Below are 18,692 nucleotides of genomic sequence, written 5' to 3'. Positions count from 1 at the left end.
CCGACTGGCAGCCCTCAGCCGAGCAACCGCTCCAGCACCACCGCGATCCCGTCCTCCTCGTTGGAGGCCGTCACCTCGTCCGCCACGGCCTTGAGTTCCTTGTGGGCGTTGGCCATGGCCACACCGCGGGCCGCCCAGGCGAACATCGGGATGTCGTTCGGCATGTCGCCGAAGGCGATCGTGTCGGCGGACTTCAGGCGCAGCCGGCGGGCGGCCAGGGACAGGCCCGTCGCCTTCGACAGGCCCAGCGGCAGGAGCTCCACGATGCCCTCACCCGCCATCTCCACCGTGACGAAACCGCCGGCGGCCTGGCGGGCGGCCTCGGCCAGTTCGTCGTCCGACAGGCTCGGGTGCTGGATGTAGATCTTGTTCAGCGGGGCCGTCCACAGATCCGACGCGTCCGTGAAGGGGGTCGCGGGGAGCTTGCCCGTGACCGCGTAGCCGGGGCCCACCAGCACGTCGCCGTCCAGGCCGTCGCGGCTCGCCGCCAGGAACAGCGGGCCGACCTCCGCCTCGATCTTGGCCAGGGCCACGCCGGCCAGCTGGCGGTCCAGGGTGACCGAGGTCAGCAGGCGGTGCTCGCCGGCGTCGTACACCTGCGCGCCCTGCCCGCACACGGCCAGACCCTGGTAGCCGAGGTCGTCGAGGACGTGGCGGGTCCAGGGCACCGCGCGCCCCGTGACGACGATGTGCGCCGCGCCCGCCGCGGTGGCCGCGGCGAGGGCGTCACGGGTGCGGCGTGAGACCGACTCGTCGGAGCGCAGGAGCGTTCCGTCGAGGTCGGTCGCGATCAGCCGGTAGGGGAAGCCGCCCGAGTTGTCCGGGAAGCCTCCCGAGGAGCCCTCGGGATCCCCGGCAGGAGCCGTGCCGCTCACTTGGCCACCGGCTCCAGGACCTCCCGGCCGCCCAGGTACGGGCGCAGCACCTCGGGCACCCGGACGGAGCCGTCGGCCTGCTGGTGGTTCTCCAGGATCGCCACGATCGTGCGCGGGACGGCGCACAGCGTGCCGTTGAGCGTGGCCAGCGGCTGCACCTTCTTGCCGTCGCGCAGACGCACCGACAGCCGGCGGGCCTGGAAGCTGTCGCAGTTGGAGGCCGAGGTCAGCTCGCGGTACTTGCCCTGGGTCGGGATCCACGCCTCGCAGTCGAACTTGCGGGACGCCGACGCGCCCAGGTCGCCCGAGGCGACGTCGATGACCTGGAAGGGCAGCTCGAGGCCGGTGAGCCACTGCTTCTCCCACTCCAGGAGCCGCTTGTGCTCGTTCTCCGCGTCCTCGGGGGTGACGTACGAGAACATCTCGACCTTGTCGAACTGGTGCACGCGGAAGATGCCGCGCGTGTCCTTGCCGTACGTGCCGGCCTCGCGGCGGAAGCACGGCGAGAAGCCCGCGTAGCGCAGCGGCAGCTTCTCCGCGTCGAGGATCTCGTCCATGTGGTACGCGGCGAGCGGGACCTCGGAGGTGCCGACCAGGTAGTAGTCGTCCTTCTCCAGGTGGTACACGTTCTCCGCGGCCTGGCCGAGGAAGCCGGTGCCCTCCATCGCGCGCGGGCGGACCAGCGCGGGGGTGAGCATCGGGATGAAGCCGGCCTCGGTGGCCTGCGCGATCGCCGCGTTCACCAGGGCCAGTTCCAGCAGGGCGCCGACACCGGTGAGGTAGTAGAAGCGGGAGCCGGACACCTTGGCGCCGCGCTCGACGTCGATGGCGCCCAGCGCCTCGCCGAGCTCCAGGTGGTCCTTGGGCTCGAAGCCCTCGGCACCGAAGTCGCGGATGGTGCCGTGCGTCTCCAGGACGACGAAGTCCTCCTCGCCGCCCACGGGGACGTCCGGGTGGACGAGGTTGCCGAGCTGGAGCGCGAGGCGCTTGGTCTCCTCGTCGGCCTCGTTCTGCTCGGCGTCGGCCGCCTTGACGTCGGCGGCCAGCTGGCTCGCCTTCTTCAGCAGCTCGGCCTTCTCGTCGCCGGAGGCCTTGGGGATGAGCTTGCCGAGGTTCTTCTGCTCGGAACGCAGCTCGTCGAAGCGGACGCCGGACGACCTGCGCCGCTCGTCGGCAGACAGGAGGGCGTCGACGAGCGCGACGTCCTCTCCACGGGCGCGCTGCGAGGCGCGCACTCGGTCGGGGTCCTCACGGAGCAGGCGAAGGTCAATCACGCGCTCAAGGCTACCGGGGCGGGGTGACAGCCCACGACCCGCTATTCCGAACTGCGGCTTACGTTCCGTTATGGGTGAATTGCGAAACGTGTCAATAAAAAGCGTCTCACTCCCTGGAACGGGGCAGGGGTGCGGCGCCCGGTTGACTCGATTCCCTTGTGGAGAACGGGACTTGAGGTCGTGTTGTCCACAGGAATCCCCAGCCCCTGAAGAGTTATCCACAGGCTGTGTGGATGGGTTGTGGACGTCGGAATTGATCACTCCGTAACGCGCCGCGCGAGTCGAGGATTCCCAGGACAAACCCTCTGTATCCCCACGTTCGAGTGGAAAGCGGTCGCCCCAAAGGATTGCCCAAAGGAAAAGAGTGGACGAAGGGTGACTTGCGCGATGGTGGACGCCGATGGGTCCTGGGGAGCGCTTTGTCGACAGACTCATGCTTTCTTGTCGACTTGTCCCCAGGTCGAGAAGAGTACCTGTGGATAACTCCTGTGGATAACGACAATCAGCTGGTAGTACCGGCGTGAAACCCATGCCGGATCCATTCGGAACCAGTCGGAACCGGCTGGCACCGAACCGCTCAGAACCGCCCGTCCTGGCACCGAGCCACCCAGTCCGACGCCGACACGAACGCCTCGTCCGACGTCCCGAGGCGCGGCGGCTGCACATCCCCCGGCTTCATGTCCGCCCGCGGATACGAGCCGAGGAAGCGGACCTCCAGGCAGATCCGCTTCAGACCCATCAGCGCCTCGGCCACCCGGCGGTCGGAGATGTGTCCCTCGGCGTCGATGCAGAAGCAGTAGTTGCCGATGCCCGCGCCGGTGGGACGGGACTGCAGCAGCATCAGGTTGATGCCGCGGGTGGCGAACTCGCCCAGGAGGTCGCGCAGCCCGCCGGGGTGGTCGTCGCGCTGCCACAGCACGACGGAGGTCTTGTCCGCGCCGGTCGGCGCCGCGGGCCGGGCCGGCCGGCCCACCAGCACGAACCGGGTCTGGGCGTTCTCCGCGTCGTGGATGCCGGTCTCCAGGGCCTCGAGGCCGTACCGGGCGGCCGCGAACTCACCGGCGAAGGCGGCGTCGTACTGGCCCTCCTGGACCAGGCGCGCGGCGTCCGCGTTCGAGGCGGCCGACTCCCAGTGGGCGTCCGGGAGGTTCTTCTTCAGCCAGTTGCGTACCTGCGGCTGGGCGGCCGGGTGCGCGGAGACCGTCTTGATGTCCGACAGCTTGGTGCCGGGCCTGACCAGCAGCGCGAAGGTGATCGACAGCAGCACCTCGCGGTAGATCATGAGGGGCGCGCCCGCGACCAGCTCGTCGAGCGTGGTGGTGATGCCGCCCTCGACCGAGTTCTCGATCGGCACGAACGCGGCCTCGGCCTCGCCGGCGCGCACCGCGTCGAGCGCGGACTGCACGGACACGTAGGGGATCAGTTCCCGGGTCGCGGTCTCGGGAAGGGTGCGCAGGGCGACTTCGGTGAAGGTGCCCTCGGGGCCGAGATAGGCGTAGCTCGCTGGCATGACCTCACCCTAATGGGCCTTGCGAAAGGCGGTGCACGACTCTGGGCCGTGGGCCACTCCCGAGCGACCTCACTGTCGTACGACTGTGCAGAACCCGTACGACGCTCCCAGCACCGTCACCCGTCCTCACCTGGCACCTCAGCCCGCCGGTACCGTCACTCCACCCGTCACTGTCACCCCTCCAGCAACCGCTGCCCCACGTACTCCCCCTCCGCCGCCCCGCCCGGCACCGCGAACAGCCCGCTCGCCTCGTGCCGGACGTATTTCGACAGGGCGTCGCCCCGGTCGAGCTTGCGCTGGACGGTGACGAAGCCGCGCAGCGGGTCGGCCTGCCAGCAGATGAAGAGCAGGCCCGCGTCGGGTAGTCCGTCGGCGTCGATGCCGTCGTGGTACGAGAACGGGCGCCGCAGCATCGCCGCCCCGCCGTTCTGGTCGGGCCGGGTGATGCGCGCGTGGGCGTTGATGGGGACGACCAGGTTCCCTGCCTTGTCGGTCTTCTCCAGGTCCATCTCGGTCGTCTCGGTGCCGCCGGACAGCGGTGCTCCGTCGGACTTGCGGCGCCCGATGACGTCCTCCTGTTCCTTGACCGAGAGCTGCTCCCAGTCGTCGAGGAGCATGCGGATGCGGCGTACGACGGCGTAGGAGCCGTTCGCCATCCAGGCGGGGTCCTTCGAGCCGGACTCCGGCACGAAGATCCGCTCGTCGAAGTCGGCCTCCGTCGGTTTCGGATTGCGCGTGCCGTCCATCTGGCCCATCAGGTTGCGGGCCGTCATGGGGTGCGCGGTGGCGCCCGGCGACCGGTTGAAGCCGTTCATCTGCCAGCGCACCTTGGCAGCCTGGCCCGCGTCCTTCTGGATCGCGCGCAGGGCGTGGAAGGCGACCAGGGCGTCGTTGGCGCCGATCTGTACCCACAGGTCGCCGTTGCTGCGTGCCTTGTCGAGCTGGTCGGAGGAGAAGTCGGGCAGCGGGTCCAGGGCGACCGGGCGCTGCTTCTCCAGGCCGGTCCGGGCGAAGAAGCCGTACCCGAAGCCGAAGGTGATCGTCAGCGACGACGGCCCCGCGTCCCGGGCGACATCCGTGTCGTCCTGCTGCGCCCCCTCGCCCGCCATCAGCCGCCGAGCCGTCTGAGACCAGCGGCGCAGCAACGCCGCCGCCTCCTTGCGGCCCGCGCCCGCCGCCAGGTCGAAGGCGATGACGTGGCCGCGCGCCTGGAGTCCCTGGAGGATGCCGGGCTGATGTTTCCCGTGAAACATCACCTGATCGGCGCCCAGCGAGGTGAGCGGTGTCGCCTCGGCGGGCCGGGCGGCGTATCCCACGGCCCCGCCGGCCGCACCGAGGACCAGCCCGGTGGCACCGGCGGTGCCGAGCAGCCTGCGCCGCGAAACGCCCTCCTTGAGGGCGCCCTTGGCGGAGCCTTCGGAAACGCCGTCATCAAGTTCCGTCTCGCCGTCAAGTTCCGTCTCGCCGTCAAGTGCCGTCTTGCCGTTGAGCGGCGTCTTGCCCTTGCGTGGCGTCCGAGGAGTACGGGCCTCCGGAATGGACTGGTCAGCCATGGTGAGATTCAGCCGATCTGCGCGTTCTTGGAGACGGTGGCCTGGTCGATGTCGGAGGTCCGCACGGTCACGGCGATCTTCCATTCGCCGGCCATGGGGATCTGCACTCCGCTCGCCGACCAGTGTCCGGTGGAGATGTGGTCGGGGACGACGGGCAGCGGCCCGATGTCCTGGGACTCCAGGGTGAAGGCGACCTTCACCTCGGGGATGTCGAAGGCGCGGCCGTTGGGCCGCTGCACGTAGACGTGCATCTCGTTGCCGCCCACGCGCGCGGGGTCGAGGTCGATCCGTACGACGCCCTTGCCATCCTCGCCGCCGGTGTCGAAGGACATGTCCAGGGTCAGCGCCCCGGCCGTCGACCCGTCGGCGGCGGCGGACGACGACGTGGCCGCCCTGGCCTCCTCCTCCGTACGTCCCGGCTCGGTCGACGTCAGCATGGTGGTGACGGCGAGCAGGACGACGGCGACGCCCGCCTCGGCAAGCACCGAGCGGCGCAGTCCGGACCGGTTCGGGTCGGCGTCCCGCTGCTGCTTCTGGCGTGCCGTGTCGATCGCGGCCTGCTGCCGGGCGAGCTGGGCGACGCGCTTGGAGTCGCCCTGGTCGGATGAGGAGGCGGAGGCGCCCTTGTCGGCCACGGCCGCTGAGGCACCCTTCTTGCCGGCGGCCGAGGTGGCGGCGGAGGAGGTGCGGGAGTGGGCGGTGGCGTGCTCCTTCCCGCCCGCGGCTGCCTCGCTGGCGGCAGCCTTGTCCTCGGCAGCCTTCTCCTCCTCTGCTGACTCGTCCTCGACAGCCTGGCCGTCGGCCGGCTCCTTGGCCTTCCGCGGCCTCACCACGACCGCGTCGGCCAACCGCGCGGTCCACCGCCGTGAGATCCACGCGATCCCCACCAGCAGAAGTACGAGCCCGATCTTGACCAGCAGCAGCTGCCCGTACCGTGTGCCGGTGAACGCCGACCACGACCCGAGCTGCCGCCACGACTGGTAGATCCCGGTCGCGACCAGCGCCAGCACGCTGCCGAAGGCGACGCGCGAGAAGCGTCGTACGGCGGACGCCTCGAGCGGCGTGTCCGTGGGCGTCCGGTAGAGGGCGACGAGCAGCGCGGCGAGCCCGCCGAGCCAGCCCGCGACGGCCAGCAGGTGAACGATGTCGACCGGCATCGCGAGGCCGGCCTGGAGCCCGGTCGAGGCGTGTTCGGACATCGCCCAGCTCGCCGCGAGCCCCGCCGCCACGACGGTCCCGCCGATCGCGAGCCCGAAGGTCAGGTCCCGCTTCTCCTCGTCCTCCCGCTTGTCGTAGGCCCCGAACAGCACCGCGATGAACAGCGCCGCCGCGGCGAGCAGGAGCAGCCGCGACACCAGTGCCGCACCGGTCTTGGTCTGGAGCACCTGGCCGAGAAGGTCCAGGTCGAAGATGTCGCCGACCTTCCCGGTGCCGGTGTACGAGCCGCGCAGGAGCAGCAGGCCGAGCGTGGCGGCGGTCAAGGCCAGCCAGCCGGAGACGACGAGCCGCTGCAGCGCCCGCACGCTCGACCCCCGCCGCCAGCAGGCGAGCACGAAGGCGGCGCCGCCGACCAGGACGATGAAGCCGGCGTACGACACATACCGCCCGAACCCGTAGAGCCGGCCGACGACCCCGCCGCCCGCCTCCTGGCCGGAGACCGAGACGCTGGTCTGCGAGGGGGCGCCGATGGAGAAGGTGTAGGCGCCGGCGACGGGATGGCTGTCCTCGGACACCACCTGGTAAGTGACGGTGTACGTGCCGTCGGGCAGGCCGCTGTGGAGTTTCACGGCGTACGTCGTGCCGCTGAGGTTGGCCGGGGCGCCCTGGTCGATGCGCTGGCCCTTGGGGTCGAGCACGCGCAGGGAGTCGTCGGACAGGGCGACCTTCTCGGAGAAGGTCAGTGAGATCTGCGTCGGGGCCTTGTCCACCACCGCCCCTTGCTGCGGGTCGCTGCCGGTCAGCGCGGCGTGCGCGGAGACCGGCCCGGCACCGGCGAGGAGCAGTCCGGTGGCGGCCAGGAGCAGCAGCACCAGGGTCCGGACACGCAGCGGCACCAAGGGCTGGACACGCGACAGCGCCAGGGTCCGCACGCGCGGGGCGATGGTCTGGGTCAAGGCGATCTCTCCCTCAGTGTCCGGTCGTCGGGTGGTACGTCGCGGACTTCACCGGCATCTCGACGGTGACCGTGCCGGACTCGGCGAAGTGGAGCTTCACGGTCACCTTCTCGCCCTCCTCGGGCTTGCGCTTCAGCTTCTCGAACATCAGATGGCTGCCGCCGCTCTTGAACACGAGCTGACCGTGCGCGGGGACGTCGACCTCCTTGACCTCCCGCATCGACGAGTCGACCGTTTCGTGAGCGGTCACCTCGCCGATGTCGCTGGTGATGGAGGTCAACTCGTCCTTGCTGCCGCCCTTGTTGGTGATCGTCAGGAAGCCCGCGGCCATGGAGTCGGAGACCGGCTGCGGGATGTAGGCGCCGCTGATGGACAGTTCGGCCTGGGAGTCGCCGGAGCCGGAGCCGCAGCCCGCCAGGACGAGGGCTCCGGTCATCACCGCGGTCACCGGGGCGAACCGCCTCACGGCTTCTCCCCCTTGATCAGCTTGGGGAGGTCCTTGGTGTAGTCGTCGACCTGGGCGTCCTCGGTGTACAGGACGTACCCGGCGTCGGTCTTCGGCGAGAACGCGACGACCTGGGTGCCGTGGGTGGAGACCATCTTGCCGTTCTTGTCCTTGTGCGGCGGCTCGATGGTGATGCCGAGGGTGCGGGCGCCGGCCTGGATGGTGGAGAAGTCCCCGGTCAGGCCGACGACCTGCGGGTCGATGCCCTTGAGCCATTTGCCGAGCGCGGACGCGGTGTCGCGCTGCGGGTCGGTCGTGATGAACACGACGCGCAGTTCATCCTGTTCGGCCTTGGGCAGCTGCTTCTTGGCCACGGCGACGTTGCTCATCGTCAGCGGGCAGACGTCGGGGCAGTTGGTGTAGCCGAAGTAGATCAGCGTCGGCTTGCCCTGGGTCTCCTTGCGGAGGTCGTACTTCTTGCCGTTGGTGTCGGTGAGGACCAGGTCCGGCTTCTCGAACGGCTTGTCGAGGACGATGGCGGCCTTGTCCGAGCCCGCCTCCTCGGAGACCACGGTGACGGGCTTGTCGCCGTCGTCACCGCTGCCGCAGGCGGAGAGGGTCAGGGTGGCGGCGGCGAGCAGGGCGGCCGCGGCGAGTGTTGTCTTACGCATGCTGCTGCAATCTCCCGGGGGACGGCCCCCGGCCCCGGCCCGGAGACCGGTGGGCCGGGACACGGGAGGCGTCCCTAGGTGTGGGTGTACGGGGTGGGTCAGGCGTCGGTGCGCCGACGGCCGGCGAGCACGCCGTACGCCACGCCCAGCGCGCCGACGACGATGCCGACCACGCCGAGGACGCGGGCGGTGGTGTCGCTGCTGTCGGCGGGTTCGGCGGCCTCGGTCTTCGCGGAGGCGGCCTCGGCGTCGTCGGAGTCGGAGGCCTGGTCGGAGGAGGACGAGCCGTGGTGGCCGTCCTCGGCGGCGGACAGTTCGAGTACCGGTGCCGGGTTGTCGGGCTCCTCCTGGCCCTCCTGCGGCACCTCGATCCAGCGCACGACCTCCTTGTTGGAGTACGTCTGGATCGCCTTGAAGACGAGTTCGTCGGCGTCCTCGGGGAGCTGGCCGATGGCGACCGGGAACTTCTCGAAGTAGCCGGGCTCGACGCCCTTGTCCTCGGCAGTCCAGGTGATCTTGGAGACCGCCTCGGAGATCTTCTCGCCGTGCATCTCGATCGGCTTGTCGAGCTTGGACCTGGTGACCTCGATCTTCCAGCCGGGCATCGGCTCCGGCATCGCGGAGGCCAGCGGATGGTCGGTCGGGAAGGCCACCTCGAGCTTGGTGGTCGAGGCGTCGTCGCGCTCGTTGGGCACCTTGAAGTCGACGACCGCGTAGCCGCCCTTGGCAGCGGTGCCCTCGGGCTGCACGCTGACGTGGGCGAACGCGGGCGCGGACAGGGCGAGGACGGCCGTGCCGGCGAGGGCGCCCGCGGCGGCGAGGCGAGAGGTCTTCATACGGAGCACTCCACTGTGGGTGAGATTCGGGATCCCAGTAGTGATCGGGATTCCGGTGGTGATGAGGAGTACGCGTGCGCAGGGGTGTCCGATCGGTCGGGCACGAGCAGGAAAGAGCTGTCCCGCGATCGGAGAACCGGGCACGCGCGCGTGCCGCACGACGGCGGCCCCTCAGCCCCACTTCGGTGGAGTGGCGGTCGCGTCGTGTCAGGCGGCGAGAACGAGTGCGGCACCGGCAGGCGGGCCGCGCCTGATCACCGTGTGCTGGAGTGCGAGGGTGCGGGGCTCGGGCGGGCCGTACCGGTCGGCGCACTGGACGAGCGGGCCCGCCTCGGGAGCGCCCGGGAGCCCGGCACGCAGGGCGCGCACCAGCGCGAGCGCCCCGCGCAGGGATCGTACGAACGCCCCCTCGGCGACCGAGTGCGCCGACAGGGCCGACATCTCGGCGACGCGCAGCAGCGCCAGGTCCCCGCGGCGCAGCAGCCATCCCGCGACGAGAGCGGCGAGGAGGTGGGCGAGCACCATGGGCAGGGACGGCAGGAGCGACGCGGTCGCGTCGGTGGCGCCGGTGACGGTGGACACAGCGTCCGCCGACCGGTGCGGGGTGTGCGCTCCGGCGGTCGGCGCGAGCCGTGCCTCGGTGAGGAGCTTCTGGGCCTGGGCGGGGCTGATGGCCGCAGCGGCGGTCCCGCAGACGAGTCGTGCGGCCTGTTCGACGAGCGCGGCGTCGGAGGCGGAGGCGCCGGTGGTGACCGTGCCGGAGACCCCGGTGGCCGCCCCGTGCTGACCGAGCCCGAACAGCGTGTGCAGGACGGTCTGGCCGGCCGCGAGCAGCGCCGCGATACCGGGCAGCGAGCGCTCCCGCCCCGCGAACGGCACCGTGACCAGGAGTACCCCCAGGAACCCGGCGCCCAGCGTCCACAGCGGGATCGTGGCGCAGGAGCCCAGCGTGTGCCCGACCCCGGCCAGCACGACGCAGACCGCGGCGAACACCGCGGCCCGCAGTATCCGGAGATCTCCTCCGGAGCGCACCGTGCGCGGGTGGGGGGCAGTCATGGCGGGCTCATCATCGCACTGGCCTTATGACCGCCATACGGCAGGTCCGCAAGATGACGAACGAGTGCTTCGGGACATACGGGGGGATAGGGACCGTACAAACCGGAAGATCACCCTCTGGTGTGGGCCGACCCCACATACACCGATTCAAGCGTGGGCGCATCGACCATATGGGCGGCATCACGTCAAGGATGTGCTTACACCCCCGCACTCGTGGCAATACGTAACGGTATGTCGAGCCGCGGCCAGGAGGCTGGAGCATGAGCATCTGGTGGTCACTCCATCTGCGGCGGGAAGCTGCGAGCGTGCCGCTCGCCCGGCGGTTGCTGATCGGCACCATGGAGACCGCGGGCGTTGACCCGGACGTGTCGTACGACCTCTCCGTCGCCCTCAGCGAAGCGTGTGCGAACGCCGTCGAGCACGGCGGCGACAGTGCGCCGGACGGTTCTCCCCAGGCGTATCGCGTGACGGCGTACCTGGACGGCGAGAAGTGCCACATCGAAGTCACCGACTCCGGCCCCGGCTTCACGGCGCCACCCCGCGCCCCTCGGCCGGTCTCCACCGACGCCGAGCACGGCCGGGGTCTCTGCCTCATCGCGGAACTCGCCGACCACGTCCAGATCGGCAACAAGCCGGGGCGCAGCGGGGCGGTGGTGAGTTTCGACAAGATCCTCAAGTGGCGCGAGGGTACGCCGCTGGTGGCGGTGTAGCGCCGCCGTCACCGTGTACGGCCGTCACCGCCGCGCCGGCATCAACCACCGCAAGCGGAGCGGATCCTGTAAAACGCGCTCAGGTACCGCGCGTGGTACGCCGCACTGGTGATCCGCACGATCGCCTCGTCCGCCGACCGCAGTGACGACCCGGTCAGGTTGGCGCTGCCCGTGTAGACGCGCGGGGTGATGTCGCCGTTGTAGTCGCCGTCGATCAGGATCTGCTTGTTGTGCGGGCGGACGTCGATTCCGGGCCCGTTGGGGATGCGGCATCGGCGGTGCTGGATGCCGGCGGCGTTCAGCCGGCTGGTGATCGCGGAGTCGCTGTCGGCGTAGACGATGTCGATCCAGCAGCCCTGGCCGCGCAGCTGGGCCAGTTTGTCGGCGACCTGGCGGCGGGAGCCGAAGAAGCTGTGCGTCACGATGCGGATGTCGGTCTGGTGCCGCAGCCCGTCCGCGCCGGTGTAGGCGCAGCTGATCTCGTTCAGCGCGCCCACGACCGTGTCCGTGGCCGGGTTGTAGTACGACGCGTCACCTCGCGGGTAGAAGAAGCCCCGGTAGGCCGAGCCGGTCGGTGTGGAGAAGTACGCGTTGTTGTTGCCGCGGGCGAGGGTGCGGCCCAGGCGTTGCTGCTCGTGGTAGGAGACGTAGGCGTTGTACACCGTGCTGTTCGTGAAGGTGACGGCGTCGTTGAAGGACTCGACCTTGTACCAGTCGGTGAGGTTGGAGGAGGTCTGGAAGACGACCCCCGAATAGCTCGTGCCGTCGTCGAAGGGCCCGATCCTCGAGAAGACGAAGAACTTGTTGTGGTTGTACGCCGGTACGGGCGGGGCCACCGCCAGGCAGCCGCGCTGGACGTCGTCCACCCCGTCCGCGTCCTCGAACCTGTCGTCGCAGACGACGATCCAGGAGCGGGCGGCGGTGCTGGTCCCGAGCACGGCCCTGAGGGACTGGTAGGCCGGGTTGTCGAACTCGGCGCCGCCGGGGCCCACGTAGGTCGAGTCGTCGACGACGAGTCTGACGTCGACGCCGCGCGTATGGGCGGCGATCAGCGCGTTGGCGACCTCCTGGTCGAGGAACTCGTAGACCGAGCCGCGGATCTGCGCCCCGGTCGGCGTCGCGTCGATCAGCCGCACCAGCTGGGTGAAGATCGCCTTCTGCTGCGCGGCCGTGCCCAGCGGGTCGTTGAACACGGGCCCGTTGATGACCGGCTTGGTCAGTGCGGCGGCCGGGGTCGCCCCGCCGACGAGGAGTGCGCTCACCAGGGACAGGACAGCGGCGACGGCCGACAGCACCGAACGGAGGGGCCGGGCCGGACGCGGGCGCAGCGGGCGTACTGGCGAACGGGTCATCGGCTTCGCTCTCCTGGGCGGACTGATCGCGGAAGTGGCCAGTTCACTTTGCCCAGGAGAGGAGGAAAGTCACCGGAACAGGGGCATTTGGGGTAACCGGTGGGCTCTATGGGTGAGGGACCCGCCAACGCACGGTGAGGGGCCTGCCAACGCACGGGTGAGGGACCCGCCAATGGACGGTGACAGGCGTCGACTTCAGCTTCCTCAGGACTCACAGCCACCGCACAGCGCCACCCCAAGCTTCTGACGGGCGGCGTCCCTAACTTCCTGGCCATGACGGGAAACCACAAGGACAAGTCGATCACTCGGCGCCGTGCCATCGCGGTGACCGGCGGCACGATCGCGGCGGGCGGGCTCGCCGCCGCGGGCTATCAGGCGGCCTTCGCCGACACCGGCACGACCACGACCACGACCGAGGCCGCGGCGACGGCCGGCGCGACCGCCTCGGAGAGCTCCAGCTGCATGACGCTGATGTCGAGTGTCACCGAGGGCCCGTACTACCTCGACGGCGCCCTGGTGAGAAAGGACATCACCGAGGGCAAGAGCGGCGTCCCGCTCACCCTGCGCCTCAGCGTCGTCGACGCCACCGACGGCTGCACCCCGGTTCCCGGCGCCGCCGTGGAGATCTGGCACTGCGACGCCTGGGGCTACTACTCCGGCTACACCACGGCCAACCCCGGCGGCTCCGCGCCCGCCGAGAGCGAGGACGGCTCGACCGCCGACGACAAGACCTACCTGCGCGGCTACCAGATCGCGGGCGCGGGCGGGGTCGTCAAGTTCGAGACGATCTTCCCGGGCTGGTACACCCCGCGCACCTGCCACATCCATCTCAAGGTGCACACGGGCGGCCAGAAGGAGGACGGCACCTACGAGGGCGGCAAGGTCAACTACACCGGCCAGCTGTTCTTCGACGACGAGATCGCCCAGGAGATCTTCACCCTGGAGCCCTACTCCAGGCACTCCGGCAGCTACACCACCCTCGACAACGACATGGTCTACGACGGCGGCGGCGCCTCCAGCGGCCTGCTCACCCTCAAGGCCGTGCACAAGAAGGACCCCTCCAAGGGCTACAAGGGCTTCCTCACCATCGGTGTCGACCCCGACGCCGAGAACACCGGCGCGGGCAGCGGCGGCGGTGGCGGCGAGGGCGGTACGCCGCCGAGCGGCGCCCCGACCGGCGCCCCGCCCAGCGACGCCCCGTCGGCCACGGCGTCCTCGTAGGGCACGGCCATGAGCAGCCGCGAGGACGACACGCTCGCGCAGGCCGCCGTGACCGCGCTGACCGGGCAGCTGGCCCTGGCTCCCAAGCCGGGCCTGCCCGACCCGCGCGACCTCGGTGCCCGCGCCACCCGCCGGGACCACCGCATGCTGCGCTGGTCCGCCAAGGCGCTCGCGCCCGGCCTCGCGGCGATGGCCGCGGCCGCCCGGCGCACGGGCGAGCCGACGCCCGCGCTCCGCGGTGAACTCGGCGCCATCGGCAGGTGCACCGAGCACTCGGTGCACCTCGCGGGCGGCGGTCACCGGGGCGCTCTGTGGGCGCTCGGCCTGCTGGTCGCCGCGGCCGCGCTCGCCCCGGGGGCCGGGGCACGGGACGTAGCGGCGACCGCCAAGCGCATCGCCGCCCACACCGACAAGCGTGCCCCGCGCAGGCCCTCCCGGGGCTCCTCGGTGTCCGCGAAGTACGGCGCCGCCGGGGCGCGGGGCGAGGCACGGGCCGGATTCCCGCACGTACGGCGGGCGCTGGACGCGCTCACCGAGGCCCGCTCGGCCGGCGCCACGGAGGAGCAGGCCCGCCTGGACGCCCTGCTCACCGTGATGTCCACCCTCCAGGACACCGAACTCCTCTACACCGCGGGCCCCATCGGGCTGCGGCAGGTCCAGGCCGGCGCCCGTGGCGTCCTGGAGGCGGGCGGTACGGCCACGGGCCCGGGCGCCGAGGCCCTGGCCGCCCTCGACGCCGACCTGCACGCGCGCGCGTGGAGCCCGCGGGGGAGTGCGGGGCTGCTCGCGGGGGCGCTGTTCCTGGACGCCCTGCCCGTCACGGCACGAGCGCGGGCTGCCTGAGGCGGTCCTCCCGCGCCCGGCGACCGGCGGCCCACCGAGCCGCCGGTCCCATCGCGTACGACGCCGCCAGCATGGCCCCGCCCAGCAGCAGCCAGCCCGGCGTCCCCCACTCCACCAGCAGGGCCGTCAGCAGGAGCGGGCCGAGGGTGCGGGCGACGGTGACGCCGGTCCCGAACAGGCCCTGGTACTCGCCCACGCGGCCTTCCGGGGCCAGGTCGAACGACAGCTGCCAGGAACCCGCCGACTGCCCCATCTCGGCGACCACCTGAAGCACCGCGCCCACCACCAGGATCCCGACGGCCACCCACAGGGACGCACCGGCCGACAACGCGAACACCACGCACGCGGCGAGCATCACCCAGCCCGCACGGCGCACCGCGCGCGTGGCGGTGGCAAGCCCCGTGACGCCGCGCGCCGCCCGCACCTGGAACAGCATCACCGCGGCGGTGTTGAGCACGAACAGCGCGGAGACCAGCCAGGCAGGCGCTTCGGTCCTGCGGGTGATCCACAGCGGCAGCACCAGGCTGAGCAGCGGCAGCCGCAGCAGCAGCACGGTGTTGAGGAGCGCGACCACCGCATACGGGCGGTCGCGCAGCACACCGAGCCCCCCGTGCCGCTGCCGGCTCGCCACAGGCGTCATGGAGGGCAGCCGGAGCAGCAGCGACGCGCAGACCAGGAAACTCACCGCGTCCAGCGCGAACACCGTCAGATACGCCGTCCGCGTCCCGGCATGCAACGCGAGACCGCCGAGCCCCGCGCCCACCGCCAGACCGGCGTTGAGCGTCGACTGCAGATGCGCGAGCAGCCTCGTCCGCTCCCCGGCGGCCACCAGCCCCGCCAGCAGGGCCTGCCGGGCCGCCGCGAGCCCCGACTGCGCCGCGGCGTACACGCACGCGGCCAGTACGAACGGCCAGAAGCCGCGTACGACCGTGAAGGACGCCACCGCCAGTCCCGTCGCCAGCGCCAGCAGCACCGCCGTACCGCGCGGCCCCCTCCGGTCGGCGAGCTGCCCCAGCGGCACCCCCACCAGCGAACCGACCGCCCACCCCACGGTGAGCCCGAGCCCTACGCGCGCGGGGGCGAGGCCCACGACCTGGGTGAAGTACAGGGCCGACGTCGTGTAGTAGGCGCCGTCGCCGATCGAGTTGCTCAACTGGGCCAGGGCCAGGACGCGTTGCGGGCCGGCGGGCGGGACGGGGGAGTTCGTCATGCAGACGACACTAAGGACGCAATGGAGCCTTCATCAGGCCCAATCGGCGACCTTTTCACCGGCCCAATTCAGCCGCTCTCCAACACCTTCCTCAGCACGTCCAACGCCTCCGGATAGGCCCGCTCCCGAGGCGTCCCGTACCCCACGACCAGCCCTTGCTGCCGCCCCGCACCGCCGCCGGGCGCATGCCAGTGCTCCCCCAGAGACCCCACGGCGAGCCCCTCCGTCTCCGCCCGCTCCAGCACCCGCGCCTCGTCGTCGACCTCCACCAGCGCGTGCAGCCCGGCCGCGATGCCGCGCACGGCCCGACCCGTACCCAGCCGCTCCAGGAGCTGATCCCGGCGCCGCCGGTACCGCAGCCGGCAGGCCCGTACGTGACGGTCGTACGCATGGCTGTCGATCAGCTCGGCGAGCGCCAACTGGCCGATGGACTCGGTGTGATGGTCGCTGTGCAGCTTGGCGTCGGCGACGGCGTCGACCAGATGCGGCGGCAGCACCATCCAGCCCAGCCGCAGCGCGGGACCGAGCGTCTTCGAGGCCGTGCCCAGATACGCCACCCGCCCCGGCGCCATCCCTTGCAGCGCGCCCACGGGCTGGCGGTCGTAGCGGAACTCCCCGTCGTAGTCGTCCTCGACGATCAGTCCGCCACGCGCGCGTGCCCAGTCGGTGAGCGCCCGCCGCCGCTCCGGGTGCAGGGTCACGCCGGTCGGGTACTGATGCGCGGGTGTGACGACGACGGCCGCGCAGTCCCCCAACTCCTGCGCGCGCACACCTCGTTCATCAACCGGCACGGGCACGACGACGCCCCCGCCCCGCCGCACCACCTCCCGATGGAACGGCAGCCCGGGGTCCTCCATGGCGATCGTGCCGCCCGCCAGCACGCGCGTGAGCAGCGCCAGCCCCTGCACATACCCGGAGGTGATCACGATCCGCTCCGGCGGCGCGATCACCCCACGCGCCCGCCCCAGGTACCCCGACAACGCCGTCCGCAACTCGACACGGCCCCGCGGATCGCCGTAGTCGTACGCCAAGGAGGGCGCCGTGGCGATCGCCCTGCGCAACGCCCGCAACCAGGCGGCAGCCGGAAACGTCCCCACGTCCGGGCTTCCCGGGCGCAGGTCGAAACGCGGCTCACGCGCGCGTGCGGCGGCCTCCGGCGGTTCGGCGTGGACCGGGAGCAGCGGGGCGACCTGCGTACCGGCCCCTTGGCGGGCGGTGAGATATCCCTCGGCGACGAGCTGGTCGTAGGCGGCCTTCACGGTGTTCCGGGAGACCCCGAGCTCCTCAGCAAGCCGCCGACTGGCAGGCAACCGCTCCCCGGGCGCCAGCCGCCCTTCTCGCACAGCCTCACGCAGGGAACGCTCAAGCCCCGCCCGACGCCCGTCGGTAGCGGTGACTTCCACATGCAGGTCCACATCAACCCCCTCAGGGGCGCGGGGAACTGCGCTACAAGCCCCCACGACCCGCAGACCGCAACGATGGCCGAGCACCCCTCCGGTACCCGGCCATCAAACCGACGTCAGCCCTTGAGAGAAGCCATCCAGCTCTCGACCTCGTCCGACCGCCGAGGCAGCGCAGCGCTCAGGTTCCGGTTGCCGTCGGCCGTCACCAGGATGTCGTCCTCGATCCGCACCCCGATCCCCCGGTACTCCTCCGGCACGGTCAGGTCGTCGGCCTGGAAGTACAGCCCCGGCTCGACGGTCAGCACCATGCCCGCCTCCAGCGTGCCGTCGACGTACGACTCCACGCGCGCGGCAGCACAGTCGTGCACGTCCATGCCGAGCATGTGCCCGGTCCCGTGCAGCGTCCACCGTCGCTGCAGCCCGAGCTCCAGCACCCGCTCCACCGGCCCCTCGACAAGCCCCCACTCGACGAGCCGCTCGGCCAGCACGCGCTGTGCCGCGTCATGGAAGTCCCGGAACTTGCCGCCCGGCTGCACGGCCGCGATACCGGCTTCCTGGGCGTCGTACACGGCGTCGTAGATCTTCTTCTGGATCTCGCTGTACCGGCCGTTGACCGGCAGCGTGCGCGTGACGTCGGCCGTGTAGTACGTGTGCGTCTCGACGCCCGCGTCGAGCAGCAGCAGATCACCGGAGCGCACGGGACCGTCGTTGCGCACCCAGTGCAGCGTGCATGCGTGCGGGCCGGCCGCGCAGATGGAGCCGTAGCCGACGTCGTTGCCCTCCACGCGCGCGCGGAGGAAGAACGTGCCCTCGATGTAGCGCTCGGAGGTCGCCTCGGCCTTGTCGAGGACCTTCACGACGTCCTCGAAGCCGCGCACGGTGGAGTCGACGGCCTTCTGCAGCTCGCCGATCTCGAACGCGTCCTTGACCAGCCGCGCCTCGGACAGGAAGACCCGCAGCTCCTCGTCCCGCTCGGCGGTGACCTTGTCGGTCAGCGCGGCCTCGATGCCGGCGTCGTAGCCGCGTACGACACGCACCGGACCCGTCGCCTCACGGAGCTTGCCGGTCAGCTCGCGCACGTCGGACGCGGGGATGCCGTACAGCTTCTCCGCCTCGGTGAGCGAGTGCCGGCGGCCGACCCACAGCTCGCCCTGGCCGGAGAGCCAGAACTCGCCGTTCTCGCGGTCGGAGCGCGGCAACAGGTAGATCGTCGCCTTGTGGCCGTCGGCGACGGGCTCAAGGACGAGTACGCCGTCCTCCGTCTGGTTGCCGGTGAGGTACGCGTACTCGACCGACGCCCGGAAGGGGTACTCCGTGTCGTTCGACCGTGTCTTCAGATTGCCCGCGGGGATCACCAGACGCTCGCCCGGGAACCGCGCCGACAGCGCGGCACGCCGCGTGGCGGTCTCGGCGGCCTGGGGGACCGGCGCCAGGTCACGCAGCTCCGTGTCGGCCCAGCCGGACTTCATGTTCTCGGCAAGCTCGTCGGACACGCCCGGGTACAGACCGTTCTTCTGCTGCTTGATCGGCTCTTCCGACTCTTCCGGGGTCTCCGGGGTGAGCTCGTCGGCCACGGTCATCCTCCTCGATACGGCATTCGACCCCGTCCATCGTACGGT

16 protein-coding genes are annotated in these 18,692 nt (G+C 71.0%); 3 read left to right on the top strand and 13 right to left on the bottom strand.

What is annotated here, in order from left to right; all coding sequences use genetic code 11:
• Positions 1-14: 14 nt before the first annotated feature.
• From EJ357_RS22915 to EJ357_RS22875, 9 genes are all read right to left on the bottom strand, one after another.
• Entirely contained in the window at positions 15-875 is an 861-nt protein-coding gene (locus EJ357_RS22915) for an HAD family hydrolase (RefSeq protein ID WP_126393443.1), read from the bottom strand.
• A complete protein-coding gene (gene serS / locus EJ357_RS22910) occupies positions 872-2,149 on the bottom strand; it encodes a serine--tRNA ligase (RefSeq protein WP_126393442.1) in 1,278 nt (425 codons plus the stop codon). Before serS ends, EJ357_RS22915 begins: the two co-directional genes overlap by 4 nt.
• A 577-nt stretch (positions 2,150-2,726) precedes the next feature.
• On the bottom strand, positions 2,727-3,659 hold the full coding sequence (gene pheA, locus EJ357_RS22905) for a prephenate dehydratase (RefSeq protein WP_126393441.1): 933 nt from the start codon (positions 3,657-3,659) through the stop codon (positions 2,727-2,729).
• 173 nt (positions 3,660-3,832) lie between these two features.
• Positions 3,833-5,212 (bottom strand): iron uptake transporter deferrochelatase/peroxidase subunit, encoded by a 1,380-nt coding sequence (efeB, locus tag EJ357_RS22900; RefSeq protein WP_126393440.1) that lies wholly within the window; start codon positions 5,210-5,212, stop codon positions 3,833-3,835.
• 8 nt (positions 5,213-5,220) lie between these two features.
• Positions 5,221-7,326, bottom strand: coding sequence for a copper resistance CopC/CopD family protein (locus tag EJ357_RS22895; protein ID WP_407698509.1), 2,106 nt, complete (start codon positions 7,324-7,326; stop codon positions 5,221-5,223).
• 13 nt (positions 7,327-7,339) lie between these two features.
• Complete coding sequence (locus tag EJ357_RS22890) at positions 7,340-7,792, bottom strand: copper chaperone PCu(A)C (protein WP_407698508.1); 453 nt, start codon at positions 7,790-7,792, stop codon at positions 7,340-7,342.
• The gene (locus tag EJ357_RS22885) at positions 7,789-8,442 is read right to left on the bottom strand and encodes an SCO family protein (protein WP_126393439.1); all 654 of its coding nucleotides are present in this window, start codon (positions 8,440-8,442) and stop codon (positions 7,789-7,791) included. The genes EJ357_RS22890 and EJ357_RS22885 overlap by 4 nt, the downstream gene beginning before the upstream one ends.
• A 98-nt stretch (positions 8,443-8,540) precedes the next feature.
• A complete protein-coding gene (locus EJ357_RS22880; RefSeq protein WP_126393438.1) occupies positions 8,541-9,278 on the bottom strand; it encodes a YcnI family copper-binding membrane protein in 738 nt (245 codons plus the stop codon).
• A 207-nt stretch (positions 9,279-9,485) separates the two neighbouring features.
• On the bottom strand, positions 9,486-10,334 hold the full coding sequence (locus EJ357_RS22875; RefSeq protein ID WP_126393437.1) for a hypothetical protein: 849 nt from the start codon (positions 10,332-10,334) through the stop codon (positions 9,486-9,488).
• A 260-nt stretch (positions 10,335-10,594) separates the two neighbouring features.
• Here EJ357_RS22875 and EJ357_RS22870 point away from each other — a divergent pair, with 260 nt between their 5' ends.
• Positions 10,595-11,044: an ATP-binding protein gene (locus EJ357_RS22870; protein WP_126393436.1), complete on the top strand. Its 450-nt coding sequence runs from the start codon at positions 10,595-10,597 to the stop codon at positions 11,042-11,044.
• Between the two features lie 41 nt (positions 11,045-11,085).
• Here the strand turns inward: EJ357_RS22870 and EJ357_RS22865 are convergent, their stop codons facing one another.
• Positions 11,086-12,396 (bottom strand): phospholipase D-like domain-containing protein, encoded by a 1,311-nt coding sequence (locus EJ357_RS22865; protein ID WP_126393435.1) that lies wholly within the window; start codon positions 12,394-12,396, stop codon positions 11,086-11,088.
• Between the two features lie 273 nt (positions 12,397-12,669).
• Between EJ357_RS22865 and EJ357_RS22860 the strand changes: the two genes are divergently transcribed.
• Positions 12,670-13,617: an intradiol ring-cleavage dioxygenase gene (locus EJ357_RS22860; protein ID WP_175647482.1), complete on the top strand. Its 948-nt coding sequence runs from the start codon at positions 12,670-12,672 to the stop codon at positions 13,615-13,617.
• 9 nt (positions 13,618-13,626) lie between these two features.
• Positions 13,627-14,460 carry a triphosphoribosyl-dephospho-CoA synthase gene (locus EJ357_RS22855; protein ID WP_126393434.1) on the top strand — a complete coding sequence of 278 codons (834 nt, stop codon included), beginning with the start codon at positions 13,627-13,629 and terminating at the stop codon, positions 14,458-14,460.
• Here the strand turns inward: EJ357_RS22855 and EJ357_RS22850 are convergent.
• The 3 genes from EJ357_RS22850 to EJ357_RS22840 form a co-directional block, all read right to left on the bottom strand.
• Positions 14,435-15,670, bottom strand: coding sequence for an MFS transporter (locus EJ357_RS22850; protein WP_126393433.1), 1,236 nt, complete (start codon positions 15,668-15,670; stop codon positions 14,435-14,437). The two genes, EJ357_RS22855 and EJ357_RS22850, sit on opposite strands and share 26 nt — an antisense overlap.
• 68 nt (positions 15,671-15,738) lie before the next feature.
• Positions 15,739-17,085 (bottom strand): MocR-like pyridoxine biosynthesis transcription factor PdxR, encoded by a 1,347-nt coding sequence (gene pdxR, locus EJ357_RS22845; RefSeq protein WP_126393432.1) that lies wholly within the window; start codon positions 17,083-17,085, stop codon positions 15,739-15,741.
• Between the two features lie 104 nt (positions 17,086-17,189).
• Positions 17,190-18,647 (bottom strand): aminopeptidase P family protein, encoded by a 1,458-nt coding sequence (locus EJ357_RS22840; RefSeq protein WP_126393431.1) that lies wholly within the window; start codon positions 18,645-18,647, stop codon positions 17,190-17,192.
• Positions 18,648-18,692: the final 45 nt, after the last annotated feature.

The sequence above is a fragment of the Streptomyces cyaneochromogenes genome (assembly GCF_003963535.1).
In the GTDB taxonomy this organism is placed as follows: domain Bacteria; phylum Actinomycetota; class Actinomycetes; order Streptomycetales; family Streptomycetaceae; genus Streptomyces; species Streptomyces shaanxiensis.
Note: the sequence above shows the minus strand (reverse complement) of the source record. Positions and strands in the feature narration are given on the sequence as shown.

What these genes read in the sequence shown, in the direction of transcription:
- EJ357_RS22870 (WP_126393436.1), top strand. Translation starts at nt 10,595, where the DNA reads ATGAGCATCTGGTGGTCACTCCATCTGCGGCGGGAAGCTGCGAGCGTG.
- EJ357_RS22885 (WP_126393439.1), bottom strand. Translation starts at nt 8,442, where the DNA reads ATGCGTAAGACAACACTCGCCGCGGCCGCCCTGCTCGCCGCCGCCACC.
- pheA (WP_126393441.1), bottom strand. Translation starts at nt 3,659, where the DNA reads ATGCCAGCGAGCTACGCCTATCTCGGCCCCGAGGGCACCTTCACCGAA.
- EJ357_RS22850 (WP_126393433.1), bottom strand. Translation starts at nt 15,670, where the DNA reads ATGACGAACTCCCCCGTCCCGCCCGCCGGCCCGCAACGCGTCCTGGCC.
- efeB (WP_126393440.1), bottom strand. Translation starts at nt 5,212, where the DNA reads ATGGCTGACCAGTCCATTCCGGAGGCCCGTACTCCTCGGACGCCACGC.
- EJ357_RS22865 (WP_126393435.1), bottom strand. Translation starts at nt 12,396, where the DNA reads ATGACCCGTTCGCCAGTACGCCCGCTGCGCCCGCGTCCGGCCCGGCCC.
- EJ357_RS22880 (WP_126393438.1), bottom strand. Translation starts at nt 9,278, where the DNA reads ATGAAGACCTCTCGCCTCGCCGCCGCGGGCGCCCTCGCCGGCACGGCC.
- EJ357_RS22860 (WP_175647482.1), top strand. Translation starts at nt 12,670, where the DNA reads ATGACGGGAAACCACAAGGACAAGTCGATCACTCGGCGCCGTGCCATC.
- EJ357_RS22855 (WP_126393434.1), top strand. Translation starts at nt 13,627, where the DNA reads ATGAGCAGCCGCGAGGACGACACGCTCGCGCAGGCCGCCGTGACCGCG.
- EJ357_RS22875 (WP_126393437.1), bottom strand. Translation starts at nt 10,334, where the DNA reads ATGACTGCCCCCCACCCGCGCACGGTGCGCTCCGGAGGAGATCTCCGG.